This is a genomic window from Guptibacillus spartinae, from assembly GCF_028610625.1.
Classification (GTDB): Bacteria; Bacillota; Bacilli; order Bacillales; family Guptibacillaceae; genus Guptibacillus; species Guptibacillus spartinae.
The window spans coordinates 615,712-630,987 of the sequence record NZ_JAQQWU010000001.1 but is presented as its reverse complement, the minus strand read 5'-3'; the positions used below and the strand labels follow the sequence as shown (position 1 = coordinate 630,987).

22 protein-coding genes and 1 pseudogene are annotated in these 15,276 nt (G+C 40.5%); 6 read left to right on the top strand and 17 right to left on the bottom strand.

All coding sequences use genetic code 11. The annotated features are described in order from the left end of the window. The first annotated feature begins 30 nt into the window (after positions 1-30). A complete protein-coding gene (locus tag PQ511_RS03325) occupies positions 31-579 on the top strand; it encodes a hypothetical protein (RefSeq protein WP_273850503.1) in 549 nt (182 codons plus the stop codon). A gap of 35 nt (positions 580-614) precedes the next feature. Here the strand turns inward: PQ511_RS03325 and PQ511_RS03320 are convergent, their stop codons facing one another. Next, the gene (locus tag PQ511_RS03320; RefSeq protein ID WP_273850502.1) at positions 615-1,388 is read right to left on the bottom strand and encodes an SDR family NAD(P)-dependent oxidoreductase; all 774 of its coding nucleotides are present in this window, start codon (positions 1,386-1,388) and stop codon (positions 615-617) included. Positions 1,389-1,556: 168 nt separating this feature from the next. On the opposite strand from PQ511_RS03320, the gene PQ511_RS03315 reads away from it, so the two are divergent. Then, positions 1,557-2,444: a helix-turn-helix domain-containing protein gene (locus tag PQ511_RS03315; RefSeq protein ID WP_273850501.1), complete on the top strand. Its 888-nt coding sequence runs from the start codon at positions 1,557-1,559 to the stop codon at positions 2,442-2,444. Between the two features lies 1 nt (position 2,445). Here PQ511_RS03315 and PQ511_RS23795 read toward each other — a convergent pair whose 3' ends face one another. From PQ511_RS23795 to PQ511_RS03295, 5 genes are all read right to left on the bottom strand, one after another. Continuing rightward, positions 2,446-2,541 (bottom strand): putative holin-like toxin, encoded by a 96-nt coding sequence (locus tag PQ511_RS23795; protein ID WP_430622278.1) that lies wholly within the window; start codon positions 2,539-2,541, stop codon positions 2,446-2,448. Positions 2,542-2,634: 93 nt separating this feature from the next. Then, the gene (locus tag PQ511_RS03310; protein WP_273850500.1) at positions 2,635-2,772 is read right to left on the bottom strand and encodes a hypothetical protein; all 138 of its coding nucleotides are present in this window, start codon (positions 2,770-2,772) and stop codon (positions 2,635-2,637) included. Positions 2,773-2,910: 138 nt separating this feature from the next. Then, positions 2,911-3,564, bottom strand: a complete 654-nt coding sequence (locus PQ511_RS03305) for a uracil-DNA glycosylase family protein (RefSeq protein WP_273850499.1) — start codon at positions 3,562-3,564, stop codon at positions 2,911-2,913. 16 nt (positions 3,565-3,580) lie between these two features. After that, on the bottom strand, positions 3,581-4,402 hold the full coding sequence (locus PQ511_RS03300; RefSeq protein ID WP_273850497.1) for an SGNH/GDSL hydrolase family protein: 822 nt from the start codon (positions 4,400-4,402) through the stop codon (positions 3,581-3,583). 68 nt (positions 4,403-4,470) lie between these two features. Next, positions 4,471-5,397, bottom strand: coding sequence for an SGNH/GDSL hydrolase family protein (locus PQ511_RS03295; RefSeq protein ID WP_273850496.1), 927 nt, complete (start codon positions 5,395-5,397; stop codon positions 4,471-4,473). A gap of 195 nt (positions 5,398-5,592) precedes the next feature. Here PQ511_RS03295 and PQ511_RS03290 point away from each other — a divergent pair, with 195 nt between their 5' ends. Further along, a complete protein-coding gene (locus PQ511_RS03290) occupies positions 5,593-5,883 on the top strand; it encodes a HesB/YadR/YfhF family protein (protein WP_273850495.1) in 291 nt (96 codons plus the stop codon). 32 nt (positions 5,884-5,915) lie between these two features. On the opposite strand, the gene PQ511_RS03285 is transcribed toward PQ511_RS03290, so the two are convergent. From PQ511_RS03285 to acnA, 8 genes are all read right to left on the bottom strand, one after another. Then, complete coding sequence (locus tag PQ511_RS03285) at positions 5,916-6,227, bottom strand: hypothetical protein (protein WP_273850494.1); 312 nt, start codon at positions 6,225-6,227, stop codon at positions 5,916-5,918. Beyond that, positions 6,228-6,668, bottom strand: coding sequence for an acyl-CoA thioesterase (locus PQ511_RS03280; RefSeq protein ID WP_273850493.1), 441 nt, complete (start codon positions 6,666-6,668; stop codon positions 6,228-6,230). Between the two features lie 115 nt (positions 6,669-6,783). Then, a complete protein-coding gene (gene tlp / locus PQ511_RS03275; protein WP_273850492.1) occupies positions 6,784-6,990 on the bottom strand; it encodes a small acid-soluble spore protein Tlp in 207 nt (68 codons plus the stop codon). 74 nt (positions 6,991-7,064) lie between these two features. Continuing rightward, positions 7,065-7,553: a hypothetical protein gene (locus PQ511_RS03270; RefSeq protein ID WP_273850491.1), complete on the bottom strand. Its 489-nt coding sequence runs from the start codon at positions 7,551-7,553 to the stop codon at positions 7,065-7,067. Positions 7,554-7,605: 52 nt separating this feature from the next. Then, complete coding sequence (locus PQ511_RS03265) at positions 7,606-8,130, bottom strand: hypothetical protein (protein ID WP_273850490.1); 525 nt, start codon at positions 8,128-8,130, stop codon at positions 7,606-7,608. A gap of 137 nt (positions 8,131-8,267) precedes the next feature. Beyond that, positions 8,268-8,411, bottom strand: coding sequence for a small acid-soluble spore protein N (sspN, locus tag PQ511_RS03260; RefSeq protein WP_098443515.1), 144 nt, complete (start codon positions 8,409-8,411; stop codon positions 8,268-8,270). Between the two features lie 57 nt (positions 8,412-8,468). Continuing rightward, positions 8,469-8,597, bottom strand: a complete 129-nt coding sequence (locus PQ511_RS03255; protein WP_226658216.1) for an FbpB family small basic protein — start codon at positions 8,595-8,597, stop codon at positions 8,469-8,471. A 184-nt stretch (positions 8,598-8,781) separates the two neighbouring features. After that, on the bottom strand, positions 8,782-11,493 hold the full coding sequence (gene acnA, locus PQ511_RS03250) for an aconitate hydratase AcnA (RefSeq protein ID WP_273850488.1): 2,712 nt from the start codon (positions 11,491-11,493) through the stop codon (positions 8,782-8,784). A 189-nt stretch (positions 11,494-11,682) separates the two neighbouring features. Between acnA and sspO the strand changes: the two genes are divergently transcribed. Further along, entirely contained in the window at positions 11,683-11,832 is a 150-nt protein-coding gene (gene sspO, locus PQ511_RS03245) for a small acid-soluble spore protein SspO (RefSeq protein ID WP_273850486.1), read from the top strand. A 41-nt stretch (positions 11,833-11,873) separates the two neighbouring features. Here sspO and PQ511_RS03240 read toward each other — a convergent pair whose 3' ends face one another. Further along, a complete protein-coding gene (locus PQ511_RS03240; protein WP_273850485.1) occupies positions 11,874-12,131 on the bottom strand; it encodes a hypothetical protein in 258 nt (85 codons plus the stop codon). Positions 12,132-12,246: 115 nt separating this feature from the next. Between PQ511_RS03240 and PQ511_RS03235 the strand changes: the two genes are divergently transcribed. Beyond that, positions 12,247-12,384, top strand: coding sequence for a small acid-soluble spore protein P (locus PQ511_RS03235; RefSeq protein ID WP_273850484.1), 138 nt, complete (start codon positions 12,247-12,249; stop codon positions 12,382-12,384). A gap of 50 nt (positions 12,385-12,434) precedes the next feature. Here the strand turns inward: PQ511_RS03235 and selA are convergent, their stop codons facing one another. Both selA and PQ511_RS23640 read right to left on the bottom strand, forming a co-directional pair. Continuing rightward, on the bottom strand, positions 12,435-13,829 hold the full coding sequence (gene selA, locus PQ511_RS03230; RefSeq protein WP_273850483.1) for an L-seryl-tRNA(Sec) selenium transferase: 1,395 nt from the start codon (positions 13,827-13,829) through the stop codon (positions 12,435-12,437). A 44-nt stretch (positions 13,830-13,873) separates the two neighbouring features. After that, positions 13,874-14,068: pseudogene (locus PQ511_RS23640) on the bottom strand (Rdx family protein); the annotation flags it as partial. A gap of 146 nt (positions 14,069-14,214) precedes the next feature. Here PQ511_RS23640 and selD point away from each other — a divergent pair. Next, positions 14,215-15,264, top strand: a complete 1,050-nt coding sequence (gene selD / locus PQ511_RS03225) for a selenide, water dikinase SelD (protein ID WP_273850482.1) — start codon at positions 14,215-14,217, stop codon at positions 15,262-15,264. The last annotated feature ends 12 nt before the right edge of the window (positions 15,265-15,276 follow it).

Genomic DNA, 15,276 nt, shown 5'->3' with positions numbered 1-15,276 from the left:
GTATTTTTCTAAAAATTAGGAGGGTTTTGAATGAAAAGATTTTTACCCCTAGTCATGCTGCTTGTTTTCGTTTTTGTAGCTGCTTGTAGCAACAATGAAGCAAACGATACAAGTACAAACGCTAACAATTCAGGAAGCACCGAAGAAGCAAGCGAAGCAAGTGAAACGGACGTAAAGAGTGATCTTCTTGACTTCCAAATGAACTTAATTCAAACCATTAATAAAAGCGACAGCCCAATTTACGCTTTTGAAGCAGCAAAGGTAGCTGAGGAGAAACCATCTGATGAAGAACTAGCTACAATGAAATCCGATGCTGAAGCTGCAGCTAAAAAAGTAGCTGAAGATGTTCGTGGTGTTGAAGTTCCAGCTGAACTAGATACTTACAAAAGTGACATTGAAGCTGCATTAGAGGATCTTGCTAAATCATATGAAACTCGTGCCGCTAATCTTTCTGACGAGCCTGAAGCAACATATGAAGAATCAGACGCACAATTCGCTTCTTTCGAAGAAAAGATGGCTACTGTTTACGAGGATGCTGGCCTGACAGCACCTAGTTTTTCAGCTGATTTAGTAGACTAATAGAAAACCGTTACTCTGTTGAGTAACGGTTTTTTCTAAAATCCATAGCTCGTCATGCCACCGTCTACAAACAGCGTCTGACCTGTTATGTAATTTGATGCCTCTGAAGCTAAGAAGACAGCTGCACCAACTAAATCTTTTAGTTCACCCACGCGTTTCATTGGAGTGACATTCAGAATATCTGCTAAGTACTGCTCATCTTGTAGTAACTTTTCGGTAAGCGGGGTCTTAAAATACCACGGCCCAATTGCATTCACAGTAATCCCATTCTCAGCCCATTCTAGCGCAAGGTTTTTCGTCATCTGAATCATACCTGCTTTAGATGCAGCGTATGCAACTCCAGTTCTTAACGCCACGGTACCCGCAACAGAAGAAATGTTAATAATCTTTCCTCCTCCAACTTCTTTCATCACTTCTGAACACTTTTGCGACATAAAAAAAGCACCTCGCAAATTTGTTTGGAAAATTGACGTCCACTCATCCTCTGTCACTTCACTCGCTTTTGAGCGAATATTCATACCTGCGTTATTAATGAGGACGTTAATCTTTCCAGCTTGTTGTTTAATTTGTTGAACAGCTTCTGTTAAATCGCTCTCTTTTGTTATGTCTGCTCGAATAGGGTAAGCCTTTCGACCAACATCACGTACAAGTCCAGCTGTTTCCTGAATATCCTCTTCTGTTCTTGCTAGGACCACTACATCAGCCCCTGCTTCGGCCGCTCCGATCGCAAGTGCTCTCCCAATTCCTTTTCCTGCCCCTGTCACGACAACGACTTGATTGGTTAATTCAAATGATGGTAAATAAGACAATCTGTCTCCTCCTCTAGATGAAATGCCTTTAAATAAGAGATTCTCTTATACTTGCAAAAACCCTGCAACGATTTTTGTTTACATAATATTATTATGGGTGTAAAAATTAGAAAAATCTGTATTTAAAAGAGATTCATGATACAATAAGGGTAAAAAGGGGGATTGCAGGTGCGTCAGGATACACTCGGATATGCATTGCGTGAACTTCGAATGTACCTTGGACTTTCACAGTCCGATTTATCGGAAGGCATCTGTACACAAGCATTAATTAGCCAAATTGAAAATAATGACGTCTCACCTTCTGCTGAGCTACTTTATCAGTTGGCCTCAAGACTAGGTGTTGATATTAACTATTTTTTTCACATGAAGGAGACACCTCGCTTAGATTATGTGAATGAAGTGATTCGGCAGGTTAGAAAACATATCAAACGACGCGAATACCATGAAGTGGCAGAAATTCTTGAAGCTGAAGAAGCGAACCCCCTTTTTCGAACTGTAAAGAATAAACAGTTCTATCTCTGGCACAAAGCGATTTGCACCTATTATCTAGATCATGACACTCATACGGCACTTCAGCTCCTAGATGAAGCCCTCCACCTTACAGCGACTACTTCCAAAAATTACTCGGAACGAGAAATTGAATTACTCATTAGCATGGCGATTTTGTATAGTGAGGAAAAAGATTGGGAGCGTTCGCTACCGTTATTTCACAAGGCACTCTATCATGTCCGCTTTTTCCCCATTATTAATGATGAAACGATTGAAATTCGTCTCTATTATAATTATTCGAAAGCGTTATCCAATTGTAGAAATTACGAGAAAGCTTTATCCATTGCACGGGAAGGTTTTTTACTATGTCGAGAAAAACAACGCCTTTACCTATTTGGTGAACTTAGCTATCAATGTGGTAAGCTTCACTATCTACTCGGAAATCAAGAATTGGCTTACGAATATCTTGCCACTGCTTCAACGATATTTGAACTCGATCAAAACCAAGTCTTTAAAAACCATGTTGATCACTACGCAAAGAAAATTGGGTTGATTCAAAATGCTTAAATTATTTTTGTTTTGTTTTTTCAATCAAGATAACGATAAAATTAAAGAGAGACACGAAGAAAAGTCCTGCCGTAATAAACAATGTAAGCTCTTCCATAGCATGTCCTCCTTTCAAAGAGATCAAGGGCTATTCATTCGACTTACGATATACTGGAAAGGTGCAGACACGCAACAGACCCCTTTTCATTAATTAATGACAGTAAGGTAGATCTTCATCTTGAACCACATATGCTGAGCCTTGCACCATTTCTGTTGAGTGCTGAGGTGTAATCGCATAGCCGCTTACCAATACCAATGAGACGAGAAGTAAAGCTGCCCATTTCTTCATTATGTCAACCCTCCTTTCATTACATTTATATTACAACGGAGCCAATATTTATGCATTTGACATGAGCGTTCTTCTGCTTCATGAATAAAGCCCCATTCGAATTCGAATGGGGCTTTCCGTTCTATTTCATAAACATCCTTATATTTTATGACGATTAAACGCCTCAATCACCTTATTGACAGACTGTTGATAGCGATCACGGCTCCAAGAATTATAGCTAGGATGAGGAACATCCATTAACACCGTCCATTTATGACTTGAAACGTTAGCAAGTTGAAAATATTTTTGCGCAAATCGGCCACACGGGATTAGCGTTACTTCTCGATCCCTTAGTTTTTCCAAACGGTTTTTAAATTTGGTTAAGAGTAAATCTTCCACCACAACTAATGCTTCCTCTTTAAACGGAGTTTTCTTAGCAGACGTTCGAATCTTACCAAGACAGTCTAGCAACTCACGGTTGTTTTCCATGTCTTTTGCGGAATAAGGTCTCTCTTGCATAGGAATATTACACACATTTAGCAATCCCACAATATCAAGAGAAGGTCTTTCCAACACTTCTTGTTGGTGTTTTTTTAATAAAAGTCCAAGAGGCTTTGCATACTCCGGCCCAAAAAGTTTTTTAGACATCGTTGCACCTGAAGCACCCGCCACAGGCACACCGTTTTGAACTTCCGCTACGTGTGGAGATTCCAATATAAAAATCAGCTTTGTTTCCTGTGAGATTATTTCTGGAACTTCATAATTATGTGCGAGTGATTGATATTGTTGTTCAAATTTCTCTGCTGTATCCATAAACCATTCCCTACCTTTATCGATTCGCTACGTTGTTTTCTTTTAAATAAGTTACAATTCGATCTCCCATTAAATGATAGCCGTCTTCGTTAGGGTGAAAGGCGTCTTCGTATAATAGATTCTCATCACTCTCCAGAAATAAATCTGCAACAGGGACAAAGGTGGCGCCAGAGGTCTTGGCAATAACCGATCGGCTCCCTTGATTCCAGTCATCTACAATATCATTCATTTCGGGAATATTTCCAAATGCTTTTGAGAACGGATTGAATAAGCCAGTAAAATAGATTGGGGCATCGGGATTAAGATAACGAATGTTCGCTAAGATCGTTGTCAGATTTTCAAGGTAGATCTTCTTTTGAAGAGTAAAATACTGCTGATCTAAATTCATAAAATGAGTTTTCACAACTCCAAAAAGATCATTACCACCAATCGTTAAAAAAATATAGTCAGCTTTTTTCACTCCATTCTGCACCGTCTCTTCTTCTAGGCGTTTCAAGAGATCTTCTGTTTCATTTCCTGTAACGGCATAATTCTGAAGAGTTACCGTTGTATTCTGACTATCTTCAAAATATTGGTCACTAACATACCCAATATACCCTTTTTTATCCTTGTCCCCTACTCCTTTCGTTAAGGAGTCACCAAGTCCTACAATTTGAACTTTCTTCGGTTCATCACTCTCTGGTTCATCTTGAAAGACCTCTTGTATTTCATCACTCATTGGGAGTGAATTCGTTTGTTCGGAATCATCCGTCTTAACATAAAAATAAGCAAATGCCCCAACTCCAATAAAAATGAAGAGCACTAGGCTTATGAGCATCCATTTCATCCATCGTTTCATGGTCATTATCCTTTTCACATTCCATTGATACTACTATTCTATCAAATGAGTCAGAACTCGTACACGCACTATTCAAAAGGAATTTCTTCGACAATAGCATCTTGCTTTAATCGATATTGTATTTGTCTCGCAATCAGTTCATATCCCTGATCGTTCGGATGAAATCCATCTTCAAAAAACAAATTTTCATCTACTGAACTAAACAACTCATAGATGGGAACAAACGTTGTATGATCATCTTTCTCTACTGTGGCCTGACTTGCACCATTCCACCTTTGCACAATTTGGTCAATTTCCGTCACCGATTGAAAATTCTCTAATAAAGGATTATAGAGGCCAATAAATAATATCGGTGCTTCAGGATTAATGCTCCGGATCCTTTTCATTATCGCATCAAGTCGCTCAACATAATTCGTTTGTTCCTGTTGAAACACGTCGATCTGTAAGTCTAGGAAATGTTCCTTTACCACTTTCATTAAATCATTACCACCAATACTCATCACAACCAAATCAGCTTCAGCTAGCGAAGATTTCGTTTGATCTTCTTCTAACATTTTATATAATTTAGGCGTTTGTCTCCCATGGACGGCGTAGTTTTCAACTAGTATCGATGTATTCGTATCTCGCTCAAGGTTTGCAGCAAGTCTGCCGATATAGCCTTGATCTGTCGAGTCTCCACTCCCTTTTGTGAGAGAATCCCCTAGTCCTACGATACGAACATCTGGATCCGTCACTGCTTCTTCAGTCTCTTCGGGTTTTTGCTCTTTTGCTGTTGTGGTGACTTCCGGTACTATATCCGTTTTAGCTTGATCGTTTTTATTTGCAATTGATGAAATAACGGTTTCATTTGGTGCTTCACTCATTACCATCATAGATGCTGCTTGCTTTATTTCATTCATACGCTGACTGCGGTATTCCATGATTGGTTTCACACTAAGCAAAATACCTCCAGCAAGAATGAGGAATAAAAACAGCCATACTCTCTGTTTTTTCATACAAAAAACCTCCTCATTACACTTCCTACTATACCCTTATTGTATGAGCAATTAACGTAAAATACGAAATACTGTTACACACGCTATTAAATTTTTGGCATTTTTTTCTCTTCATAACCTTTTTCTTTTTGCAAGTTCCCGTTACTTCTTTATAATAGTACGAGTAGACCCGTTCGGCAAAGGAGGAAACGACACTTGAAAATGACAATCACAAAACCGGCATTAAACTGGTTTAAAAGAGAAATGGATCTGGAAAAAGGGGATCATCTCCGTTTTTTTGTACGCGTAGGCGGCTGCAGTACTGTGCAAGACGGATTTTCGCTTGGCATGACGGTTGAAGAGCCAATCGAGCCTGCTCTTATGCTTGAGGAAGAAGGGATCACCTTTTTTATAGAGCAAAAGGACGTTTGGTTCTTTGAGGATCAAGACTTCACAGTGAAATTCAGTCGCAAAACCGAAGAGATTCAGTTCGTTCACGGAAATTAGAAAAACGCGAAAGCTTCTCGCTTTCGCGTTTTTTAATGACTCTTTTTTAATCGAAATCGATGAATATGGGATCGCAGGCCTTCTTGTTCAAGAATGCGAATTTGGTCATCTCCAAGCAAGTCAAAGTGAGGAAACTTCTCTCGTTCATGCATCCATTCACGCTTTAAACCATACTTACGGCCCCATCTCGCGAGCTTTTCTTTATCGTTGCAACCTGCTTTTGTAACCGAATGAAACTGAGGAAACCGAGGATCATACCAAAAATGAGTCAATAATGCGACTTCCCCACTTTTAACCTTTGCTTTCCATTCTGCAAGCTCACTCTTAGACAATCCAAAAGCCATTTATTCAGCTCCAGTAGTTGCAGGTTGCTTTTTGGCATTTTCATACGCTTGATGCCATTCTGGAAACTTTCTTCGGATTGATACGGGACGGAACGTATCTCGCTTGACACAAGTGTGCATCGATTGCCCCGTCACGCAAATCTCTCCGTCTCCATTTATGACTTCATAACCGTAATTAACCCGAATGCCATCATAGGAATCTACCCATGTTTTCACTTTAACTTCATCGCCGTATCGAACCGGACGTTTGTAGCTTGCTTGAATATCCATGACGGGGGAAAGAATCCCCTCTTTTTCCATATCAGCATATCGAAAACCTAAATCATTAATTAAAGTTGTGCGTCCTAATTCAAACCAAATAAGATAGTTGGCGTGATAAACGACCCCCATCTGATCAGTTTCAGCATAACGAACATCGATTGGTGTAGTTGCTATGTACATGCTCTTTCCTCTCCTAACTTCAACGTGGTGTCGCTCTTATTTTACCATAAACCACCTATGAAGCATGAATGAGAAGAACTGAATGACGTAACGTCATTCAGTTCTATGCTCTTTATTACTTGGATTCATCTTTGATTTCGTTTTTCATGGCCTGTATACTTTGCTTTCGACGCTGATTCTTTTCTTTTATTGCCTTTTTTTGTAGGTTGCTATCTGTAAATTCCAAAGATGCTTCTGCATCGTGAATGTTCTCTTTCGTATCTTTTACCATTCGCTGTAACTTTTCTGCATTATCACGACGATCATCTGGATTTGCTTTCAAAGTAAGCCCTCCTCGGTTGTGTGTGACAAGGTGTTACGTGCTTATTATGGCTTTCAGATTCACGTGATATGCGCTTAAGATTGGAGACTTTTAGGTAAGATTCCCTCTAGCTTTCCTTCATAATACAGCATGTCTTTCCGAACTTCAGCCGAACATCCATTTGATAAAAGGATGTTTTCAGCAGCTGTGAAGACTTGCTTTAACATTCGAATGCCCATCCGATAGTCTACGACCACATTTTCCTGAATTCGCTCTTCATAAGAAGACAGAGCTACGAGAAGTCGATACGTACATTCTAACAACCGACTCGGCACGTCATTCGGTGAATGGTTTCCTCCCTCATCTAGAAATGATTGAAATTCGCGGTCATCTTCATCACACATTAGAAAAAAAGAGCCTGGAACCTCATGAAGGTCATGCTCAATATCAGAAATTGTGAGACTCATAACCGCAAGTCTTGCTGCAAAACCGCCTACGAGTGATGCAGTCCCACAGCCATAAGGCGGTCCTGAAGTATCAAGCATGCGGTAAATGTCATGCCCTAACGATTCTTTATGATCCACATTTATCACCTCTCCTAGAGTCCCATACCCTTTCTTCTACTCCTAAAATCTTCTAAATGGCTTCTTCAAAAATAACCGGGCTCATGTAAGTGACGCTTTTTTGTGATATCTCTATCAAATTCTGCCAGTATTCTTTCACACTTTCCTGATGATTTCCTTGATCAAAGCTAATTTGAAGCCATGATAATTCCTCAAGAAGCCTTACAGAAGAACCAACCCATATTTTTTTCCCTTGTACTTGCAGAACGAACGGTTCTTCAAATCGAAAGGGAAGATAAATTCCGGACTGGTTAGGATGAAGAATCAGATGTTGAAAAATCGTTCCCTTAAAAAGGCGTGCATAGATAAGAAGAACGCGATCATTACGAGCCGCTGCTTTTTTTAGCTGATGAAGGGTCTGTGCTTCCCCTAACTCGAGACTCGCTATCGTGTGCTCCCAATTCAATTCCTCTCGATAAGGAACAAGGTAACCCATTTGCTGCATTTTAATTTCAAGTTCTTTTACAAGAAGCTCTTCATTTTGTTCTCCTATACTGCCCATCGATGTTATTGGTTCAATTCTTGCTGTAATTGTCATATAGTTCCCCCCGAAAACGTTTGTCTCCTAACCTTTCGCGCTACATGCATCCTTTTGGACAACTTTACATGAAATGAAAAGAAGTTGTTAAAATTGAAATAAACCAGAAAGAGCATTCCTTTCTGGTTGTCATCAGCCTATTTCCCTTTTGGAGGGGCGTAGTCCGGTTCAGCATTGCCTTTGGTTTGCATTTGTTTTCCTTTGTTTCCCTCAGCCTCAGGATTGACAGAAGCAAGATGATTGGGCTTAAAGGATTTAGGAAACTTCTTGGGATTACTCATCACAATCTCCTCCTTTACGTTATAGGCTGTGCAACTAGAGGAGAAATATCTATCCGTTTATAGATTTTTTGCATGCTTTTGTTCGAATTTTTCTTCGATCCGTTCAATCGCTTTCTTGTCGTTCATTAATTCCAATTTATTTTGCATGACCAATTCTTTAAACGAAACTTTCTTAGATTTTCTCATATTAGTCTCCTTTCCTTTTCAACAGGTTTTAAAACCAGTATTCCCGTTTTTTAGAAACTTATTACAAAAATCCGATTTTTTTGTTAATTAGATTAACATCCATCCTACCTCGATATAGAATCTTGGATATGGTTTACCTATAAAAAACGCAAAAAAAGGATGGCAAGAGCCACCCTTTTCTTCATTAATTTGCAATTTTGTCGCGAAGAACCATTTGTAGAATACCACCGTGACGATAGTAGTCAATTTCAACTTCACTATCAAAACGAGCAAGTACTTTAAATGTTTGCGTTTTGCCTTCTGGGGTAGTCGCCGTAACGTTAATCTCATCACGCGGCTTCACGTTTTCTGTAATTTCGACAGCAAACGTTTCCTTACCAGTAAGGTTGTACGTATCCGCACTTTCACCATCTCTAAATTGAAGAGGAAGTACACCCATTAGAACCAGGTTACTACGGTGAATTCTTTCATAGCTTTCTGCAATAACCGTTTTAATTCCAAGTAGGTTTGTTCCTTTTGCAGCCCAGTCACGTGAGCTTCCCATGCCGTAATCTTTACCAGCAAGAACAACAAGACCTGTTCCTTCTTCTTTGTACTTCATTGCAGCATCATAAATTGGCATCACTTCATCTGTATTCCAGTATGTTGTCCAGCCGCCTTCAGTGCCTGGAGCTACTTCGTTACGAATACGAATGTTACCAAACGTACCGCGCATCATCACTTCGTGGTTACCACGACGTGAGCCGTAAGAGTTAAAGTCAATTGGACGAACGCCGTTGTTTTGTAGATATTGACCTGCAGGCATATCTTTCGCAATCGCACCAGCTGGTGAAATGTGGTCCGTTGTTACAGAATCGCCAAACTTCGCGATCGCTCTGAGATCTTTAAGCTCATGAATATCTTCTGGATCTTTCGAAAGATTTTCGAAGAATGGAGGGTTCTGAATATAAGTAGACTGATCGTCCCAGTTATAAAGATCTCCTTCACTTGTGCTTAGTTCGTTCCAGCGTTTGTTTTCGTCAAATACAGTTTTGTACTGACGCTTAAACATTTCTGGCGTTACTGTTTCAGCAACAGCTTGTTTCACTTCTTCAGGTGAAGGCCAAAGATCGCTTAGGAATACGTCGTTTCCATCTTTATCCTTACCGAATGAATCAGAATGAAGATCAAAATCTACAGTACCAGCAAGAGCATAAGCAACGACTAGCGGTGGTGATGCAAGGTAATTTGCTTTTACTAGTGGATGGATACGTCCTTCAAAGTTACGGTTACCTGAAAGAACAGAAGTCACTGTAAGATCGCTCTTCGCAATCGCATCTTCAATCTCTTCTTTAAGAGGACCTGAGTTACCGATACACGTTGTACAGCCGTAACCAACAAGGTGGAAGCCAAGGTCTCTAAGGTAAGGCATAAGACCAGACTTATCAAGGTAATCAGTTACAACTTTAGATCCTGGAGCAAGACTTGTTTTAACGTACTCAGGAACTTTTAGTCCTTTTTCAACTGCTTTCTTCGCAAGTAGTGCCGCACCAAGCATAACGGATGGGTTTGAAGTATTTGTACAGCTTGTAATCGCAGCAATTGCAACTGCACCGGTTTTCATCGTTACTTCTTTTCCATCGTTAAATTTAACAACAGCTTCCTTATCGAATTCTTTCTTATCCATACCTAGACCCTGGTTACCTTGAGGGGCAACGACCGCTTTATTAAACTCTTTCTTCATATCTGAAAGAAGAATCAGATCTTGTGGACGCTTAGGACCAGCAAGACTTGGTTCTACTGTTCCAAGATCAAGTTCAACAACGCTTGAGAATTCAGGATCTTCAGATTCAGGCGTGTAGAACAACCCGTTAGCGATTGAGTATTCACGTACAAGGTTGATGTGCTCTTCAGATCGACCAGTTAAGCGCATATATTCAAGCGCTTCTTCATCAACAGGGAAGAAGCTACAGGTAGAACCTTGCTCAGGTGCCATATTGGAAATTGTTGCACGGTCTGCAAGCGGCATGCCAGATAGACCCGGTCCGAAGAATTCAACAAATTTACCAACTACTTTTTTCTCGCGAAGAAGCTGAGTTACTTTAAGTGCGAGATCCGTTGCGGTAGTTCCGCTTGGAAGTTCTCCAGTAAGCTTCACACCGATTACTTCAGGAACTGGGAAGTAAGAAGGCTGACCTAGCATACCAGCTTCAGCTTCAATACCACCAACACCCCATCCAAGAACACCAAGACCGTTAATCATGGTTGTATGAGAGTCAGTACCAAATAACGTATCTGGATAAGCAACATTCTCACCATCAACTGTATTTTCTTGAACCACGTTTGCAACGTACTCCAAGTTTACTTGGTGAACGATTCCAGTTGCTGGTGGAACAGCACGGTAGTTATCAAATGCATCTTGAGCCCATTTAAGGAATTTATAGCGCTCAAGGTTACGTTCAAATTCTTTGTTCATATTAAATTCAAGCGCATCCTCGGATGCGTATTTATCAACCTGAACCGAGTGATCAATCACAAGATCGACAGGGATTTCAGGGTTGATTTTGTCAGGGTCGCCACCAATGTCAGCCATTGCTTTACGAAGTGACGCAAGGTCAACAACAGCAGGCACACCTGTGAAGTCCTGAAGAATAACGCGTGAAGGTTTAAATGGTACATCAATATCTTTGTTTTGCTCGCTAGTTCCCCATTTAGCGAGATTTTCGATATGCTCTTCTTTGATTACTTTACCGTCATACTGACGTAAAACGGACTCGAGCAAGATTTTGATCGTGTAAGGGAGCTTGCTTACCTTAGCGATGCCTGCTTCTTCTAACGCCTGAAGACGATAGAAGGAATATGTTTTACCATTGGCCTCGAATGTTGCTTTCGAATTATAAAGTTCATGATTTGCCATATGTAGTTCCCTCCTCCAAATTGCATAACAAAGCGGATGTCGAAAAAACGTTTTCAACTTCCCTTTATCCAGTTTAGTAAATTTCTAAACATAAGTAAATAACAAGATTGTTATTGCTAATGATAAGTATAGCTTATCACCACATATTTTCCCTCCTTCAGGACAAGTTAGAATGAGGAGGTGATCTCAATGGGAAAGCGAAAAGCAAATGGTATTCGACCAGGAATGAATGACGCTGACGCACAGGGAAACGGCGCTGGATATGATAATGAGTATGCACATGAGCATATGACAGCAGAACAGCGACAATACAATAAAAAGACAAAAAAACGCCAATAGATACAAAACCCGTCACTATAAGATGACGGGTTTTTTTTGAATTACTCGTTGTTCATTTCTGCTTCAATCGACTGCAAGTCTTGTTGGAATTGCTGTAACTGTGCGCGCTGATGTTCAGATGCATTGACTAACGCGTTTTCAATTTGTTGTTTTGCTTCCCCAACTTCTTGTTGAAGATGCTTCAAGTCTTTTCCATATCCACTACTACTTACCACAATTTCTTTTTTGGCATCAATTGCTTGTTCATAGCCCTGCTGAGCTGCCTGAAATGATTGCTGTTTATTTTTATGATATGGCATTCATTCATCCTCCTTTTCATGTACTTTCACCATAGTGTAACCAGGTAACAGCGTCCTATTCGATTAGAATAAGGACGGTTAACCTGTCCATACTAAACAACAAGGAGGGATTGCAATGACTGAAAGCAATACGTTTAAAGATATCAGGAAAAACGCTCCTAAGGGTCACACTGGACAGCCTGAACCAATGAAAGGCTCTCACAAAGTGAAAAACAGAAATCATACAAGACAAAAAAATGGTGAAGGATCTTAATCCTTTTACTCAATGACAAAAGGCGGCAAATCCGGCCGCCTTTTCAGTATTCAGTCATGAATATTCGCCAACTCACTTAAAATCACAGCTTCCTCAACCGTCGTGACCGTCCTTAAGTCAATCACCAATTTGTCTTCTTTGATACGCATAATAATTGGTTGTTCAGAAAGTCTCAGCTTTTCTTCAAGTTCATTTACACGGTATTTATCCGTACGAATGGCTATAACATAAGTTGGCAGCTCAACTGCTGGCATCGTGCCTCCACCTACTTGAGAAAAACTAGCTTCCACCTCAACCTTATAATGAGAACACTTCTTTTCAAGTTGGACCTTAAACTGATTCGCCCGTTGTCGTATTTCTTCTGCTTTTACGGTAATATCTCTTATCGTTGGAATGTTCGTTTCATTTTCATATAACTGTTCCCATAAAGTAGCCTCAAGAGCAGCAAGCGTAAACTTATCGACTCGTAATACGCGAGCAAGCTGATGCTTCTTTAATCGATCAACCAGCTCTTTTTTACCAGCAATTAACCCTGCCTGAGGTCCACCAAGTAGCTTGTCACCGCTAAAAGAAACTAAATCAGCTCCAGCAGAAAGTGTTTCTTGAACGGTAGGCTCTTCTCCAATCCCATTTTTCCGAAAATCGTATAGTGCGCCACTACCTAAATCTTCGTAAAAAATGACCTGTTGTTTTTTTGCAATGGATGCTAATTGCTCGCGCTCTACTTCTGACGTAAAACCAACAATGGCAAAATTGCTACGATGTACCTTCATGAACATCGCTGTTTCATCGCTCACAGCTTGTTCATAGTCAGCAGCATGCGTTTTATTCGTCGTGCCTACTTCCTTCAAGCGCGCTCCACTTTCTTCCATGATTGAAGAAACCCGAAAGGATCCTCCAATTTCAACAAGTTCCCCTCGCGATACAACCACTTCTTTTTCTTTTGCAAGAGCACTCAAAATCAAGAAAACGGCTGCAGCATTGTTATTCACGATCATAGCTGATTCTGCACCGGTTGCCTTACAAACCGCTTCTTCGACAATGCTATGACGTGATCCTCGCTTTCCTTCTGAAAGGTTATATTCGAGAGTGGAATAACTTTTGGCTACTTTAGTCATATGGTCTATGGCAGCTTCGCTTAATCTTGCTCTTCCAAGATTCGTATGTAGAACAACGCCAGTCGCATTTATAACGGGGATTAAGTTATTCAGTTTCATAGAAGCCATCTTCTCTTTTATGCTCGCGATAATTTCAGCTTGAAAACCGTGACGATCTCGAGCCTTTCCTGTATATGTTTCTTTAATTAAAGCCTCGCGCAGGTTATTGACTTCTTCCTGAATTAATTGCTTCAATAAATTATAAGGTAATTCACGTCCACGATCTTCTTTCAACAACGCTTCTTGAATCTGGTGGACCGGCGGAAGTTCTCTAAGTAATTTCAACATGATCATCTCCTATTGCGAAACGAAAGGCACCCGCGCGGGGTGCCCTACTCGAATGTTTTGCCTTCCATTTTTATAATAAATGAATCTACTTCTGGGTACTGACCTGATTCTTTTTTGGAATGAATTCGATTTCCATTTACAGTCACCTCAAACACACCACCTGATCCAGGAACTAACTCAAGTGATTCAATCTGATGTCTAAAATGGTTAAATAATGCTTCCGCGAAACTCGCGGCTTTTGGTGCATAGTTTCACTGCATGCAGAATTCGATCGTTACACGATATTTCATATAAGCGACCTCCTCTGTTGAAATTTGAGTTGTACATACTATATCATTTCAAAAAAGTGATGAAAAGATTTATACTCAGAGAAGGAGGTGGTTATATGTCAAATCAAGAAAACATCCGATTAACGTCCCTTTCGACAAAAGGTGGTTGAGGATGCAAAATCGGTCCTGAGGACCTGACGCAAGTTTTGCGTCATCTACCTAATAAGAAAATAGATCCAAACTTGCTTGTTGGAGTTGAAACTTCCGACGATGCTGGCGTATACCGCCTAACGGATGAAATTGCGATGATTCAAACGGTAGACTTCTTTACACCTATCGTTGATGATCCATATATGTTTGGCCAGATTGCTGCGGCTAATTCATTAAGCGATGTTTACGCGATGGGCGGAGTACCGAAAACCGTTCTAAACATAGTCGGATTCCCAATTAAAAAGTTAGCTCCTTCCATTCTTACTGAGATTTTGAAGGGCGCAGCTGATAAAGTCGAAGAAGCAGGCGCTGTGACAGCTGGTGGACATTCCATTGATGATCAAGAGCCAAAGTTCGGATTATCTGTAACAGGAATCGTACACCCAGACAAAATTCTCATGAACGTTGGGGCTAAGCCTGGAGACGCGATTGTTTTAACAAAGCCAATCGGTGTCGGCATCCAAACAACAGCCATTAAACCCGAAAAGCTAAAAGCTGATCAGCTTCAGCTCGTAACGGAAACGATGGCCGAGTTAAACAAAACGGCAGCGGAAGAGCTAGCTGGTTTGTCACCGAATGCCGTAACAGATGTCACTGGCTTTGGATTACTTGGACATGCCTACGAAATGGCAACAGGAAGCAACGTTAGTATTCAGATCGATTATCACAACGTACCGGTATTGCCTGGCACGATGGAGCTAGCAGAACAAGGGTTTATCCCTGGTGGATCTAAAGCAAATCATCGCTGGATATCTGAAGCGGTTAAATACGAAAACCTATCCGAACTTGAACAATATATCCTTTGTGATGCTGTTACCTCTGGGGGGCTTTTGATAAGTCTTCCTAAACAACAAGCGAAGGAATATCAATCACGAATGAGCGATAAAGGAAAGACTGCCAGCATTGTAGGGTGTGTCACTGAAAAAGAATCTTTTGCGATTACCGCAAGGAAATAACAAAACGGAAGT

Excerpts from the sequence above, each read along its gene's own strand:
- PQ511_RS03325 (WP_273850503.1), top strand. The coding sequence starts at position 31 with ATGAAAAGATTTTTACCCCTAGTCATGCTGCTTGTTTTCGTTTTTGTA.
- PQ511_RS23795 (WP_430622278.1), bottom strand. The coding sequence starts at position 2,541 with ATGGAAGAGCTTACATTGTTTATTACGGCAGGACTTTTCTTCGTGTCT.
- PQ511_RS03310 (WP_273850500.1), bottom strand. The coding sequence starts at position 2,772 with ATGAAGAAATGGGCAGCTTTACTTCTCGTCTCATTGGTATTGGTAAGC.
- PQ511_RS03305 (WP_273850499.1), bottom strand. The coding sequence starts at position 3,564 with ATGGATACAGCAGAGAAATTTGAACAACAATATCAATCACTCGCACAT.
- PQ511_RS03300 (WP_273850497.1), bottom strand. The coding sequence starts at position 4,402 with ATGAAACGATGGATGAAATGGATGCTCATAAGCCTAGTGCTCTTCATT.
- PQ511_RS03295 (WP_273850496.1), bottom strand. The coding sequence starts at position 5,397 with ATGAAAAAACAGAGAGTATGGCTGTTTTTATTCCTCATTCTTGCTGGA.
- PQ511_RS03285 (WP_273850494.1), bottom strand. The coding sequence starts at position 6,227 with ATGGCTTTTGGATTGTCTAAGAGTGAGCTTGCAGAATGGAAAGCAAAG.
- PQ511_RS03280 (WP_273850493.1), bottom strand. The coding sequence starts at position 6,668 with ATGTACATAGCAACTACACCAATCGATGTTCGTTATGCTGAAACTGAT.
- PQ511_RS03265 (WP_273850490.1), bottom strand. The coding sequence starts at position 8,130 with ATGACAATTACAGCAAGAATTGAACCAATAACATCGATGGGCAGTATA.
- sspN (WP_098443515.1), bottom strand. The coding sequence starts at position 8,411 with ATGAGTAATCCCAAGAAGTTTCCTAAATCCTTTAAGCCCAATCATCTT.
- PQ511_RS03255 (WP_226658216.1), bottom strand. The coding sequence starts at position 8,597 with ATGAGAAAATCTAAGAAAGTTTCGTTTAAAGAATTGGTCATGCAAAAT.
- acnA (WP_273850488.1), bottom strand. The coding sequence starts at position 11,493 with ATGGCAAATCATGAACTTTATAATTCGAAAGCAACATTCGAGGCCAAT.
- sspO (WP_273850486.1), top strand. The coding sequence starts at position 11,683 with ATGGGAAAGCGAAAAGCAAATGGTATTCGACCAGGAATGAATGACGCT.
- PQ511_RS03240 (WP_273850485.1), bottom strand. The coding sequence starts at position 12,131 with ATGCCATATCATAAAAATAAACAGCAATCATTTCAGGCAGCTCAGCAG.
- PQ511_RS03235 (WP_273850484.1), top strand. The coding sequence starts at position 12,247 with ATGACTGAAAGCAATACGTTTAAAGATATCAGGAAAAACGCTCCTAAG.
- selA (WP_273850483.1), bottom strand. The coding sequence starts at position 13,829 with ATGTTGAAATTACTTAGAGAACTTCCGCCGGTCCACCAGATTCAAGAA.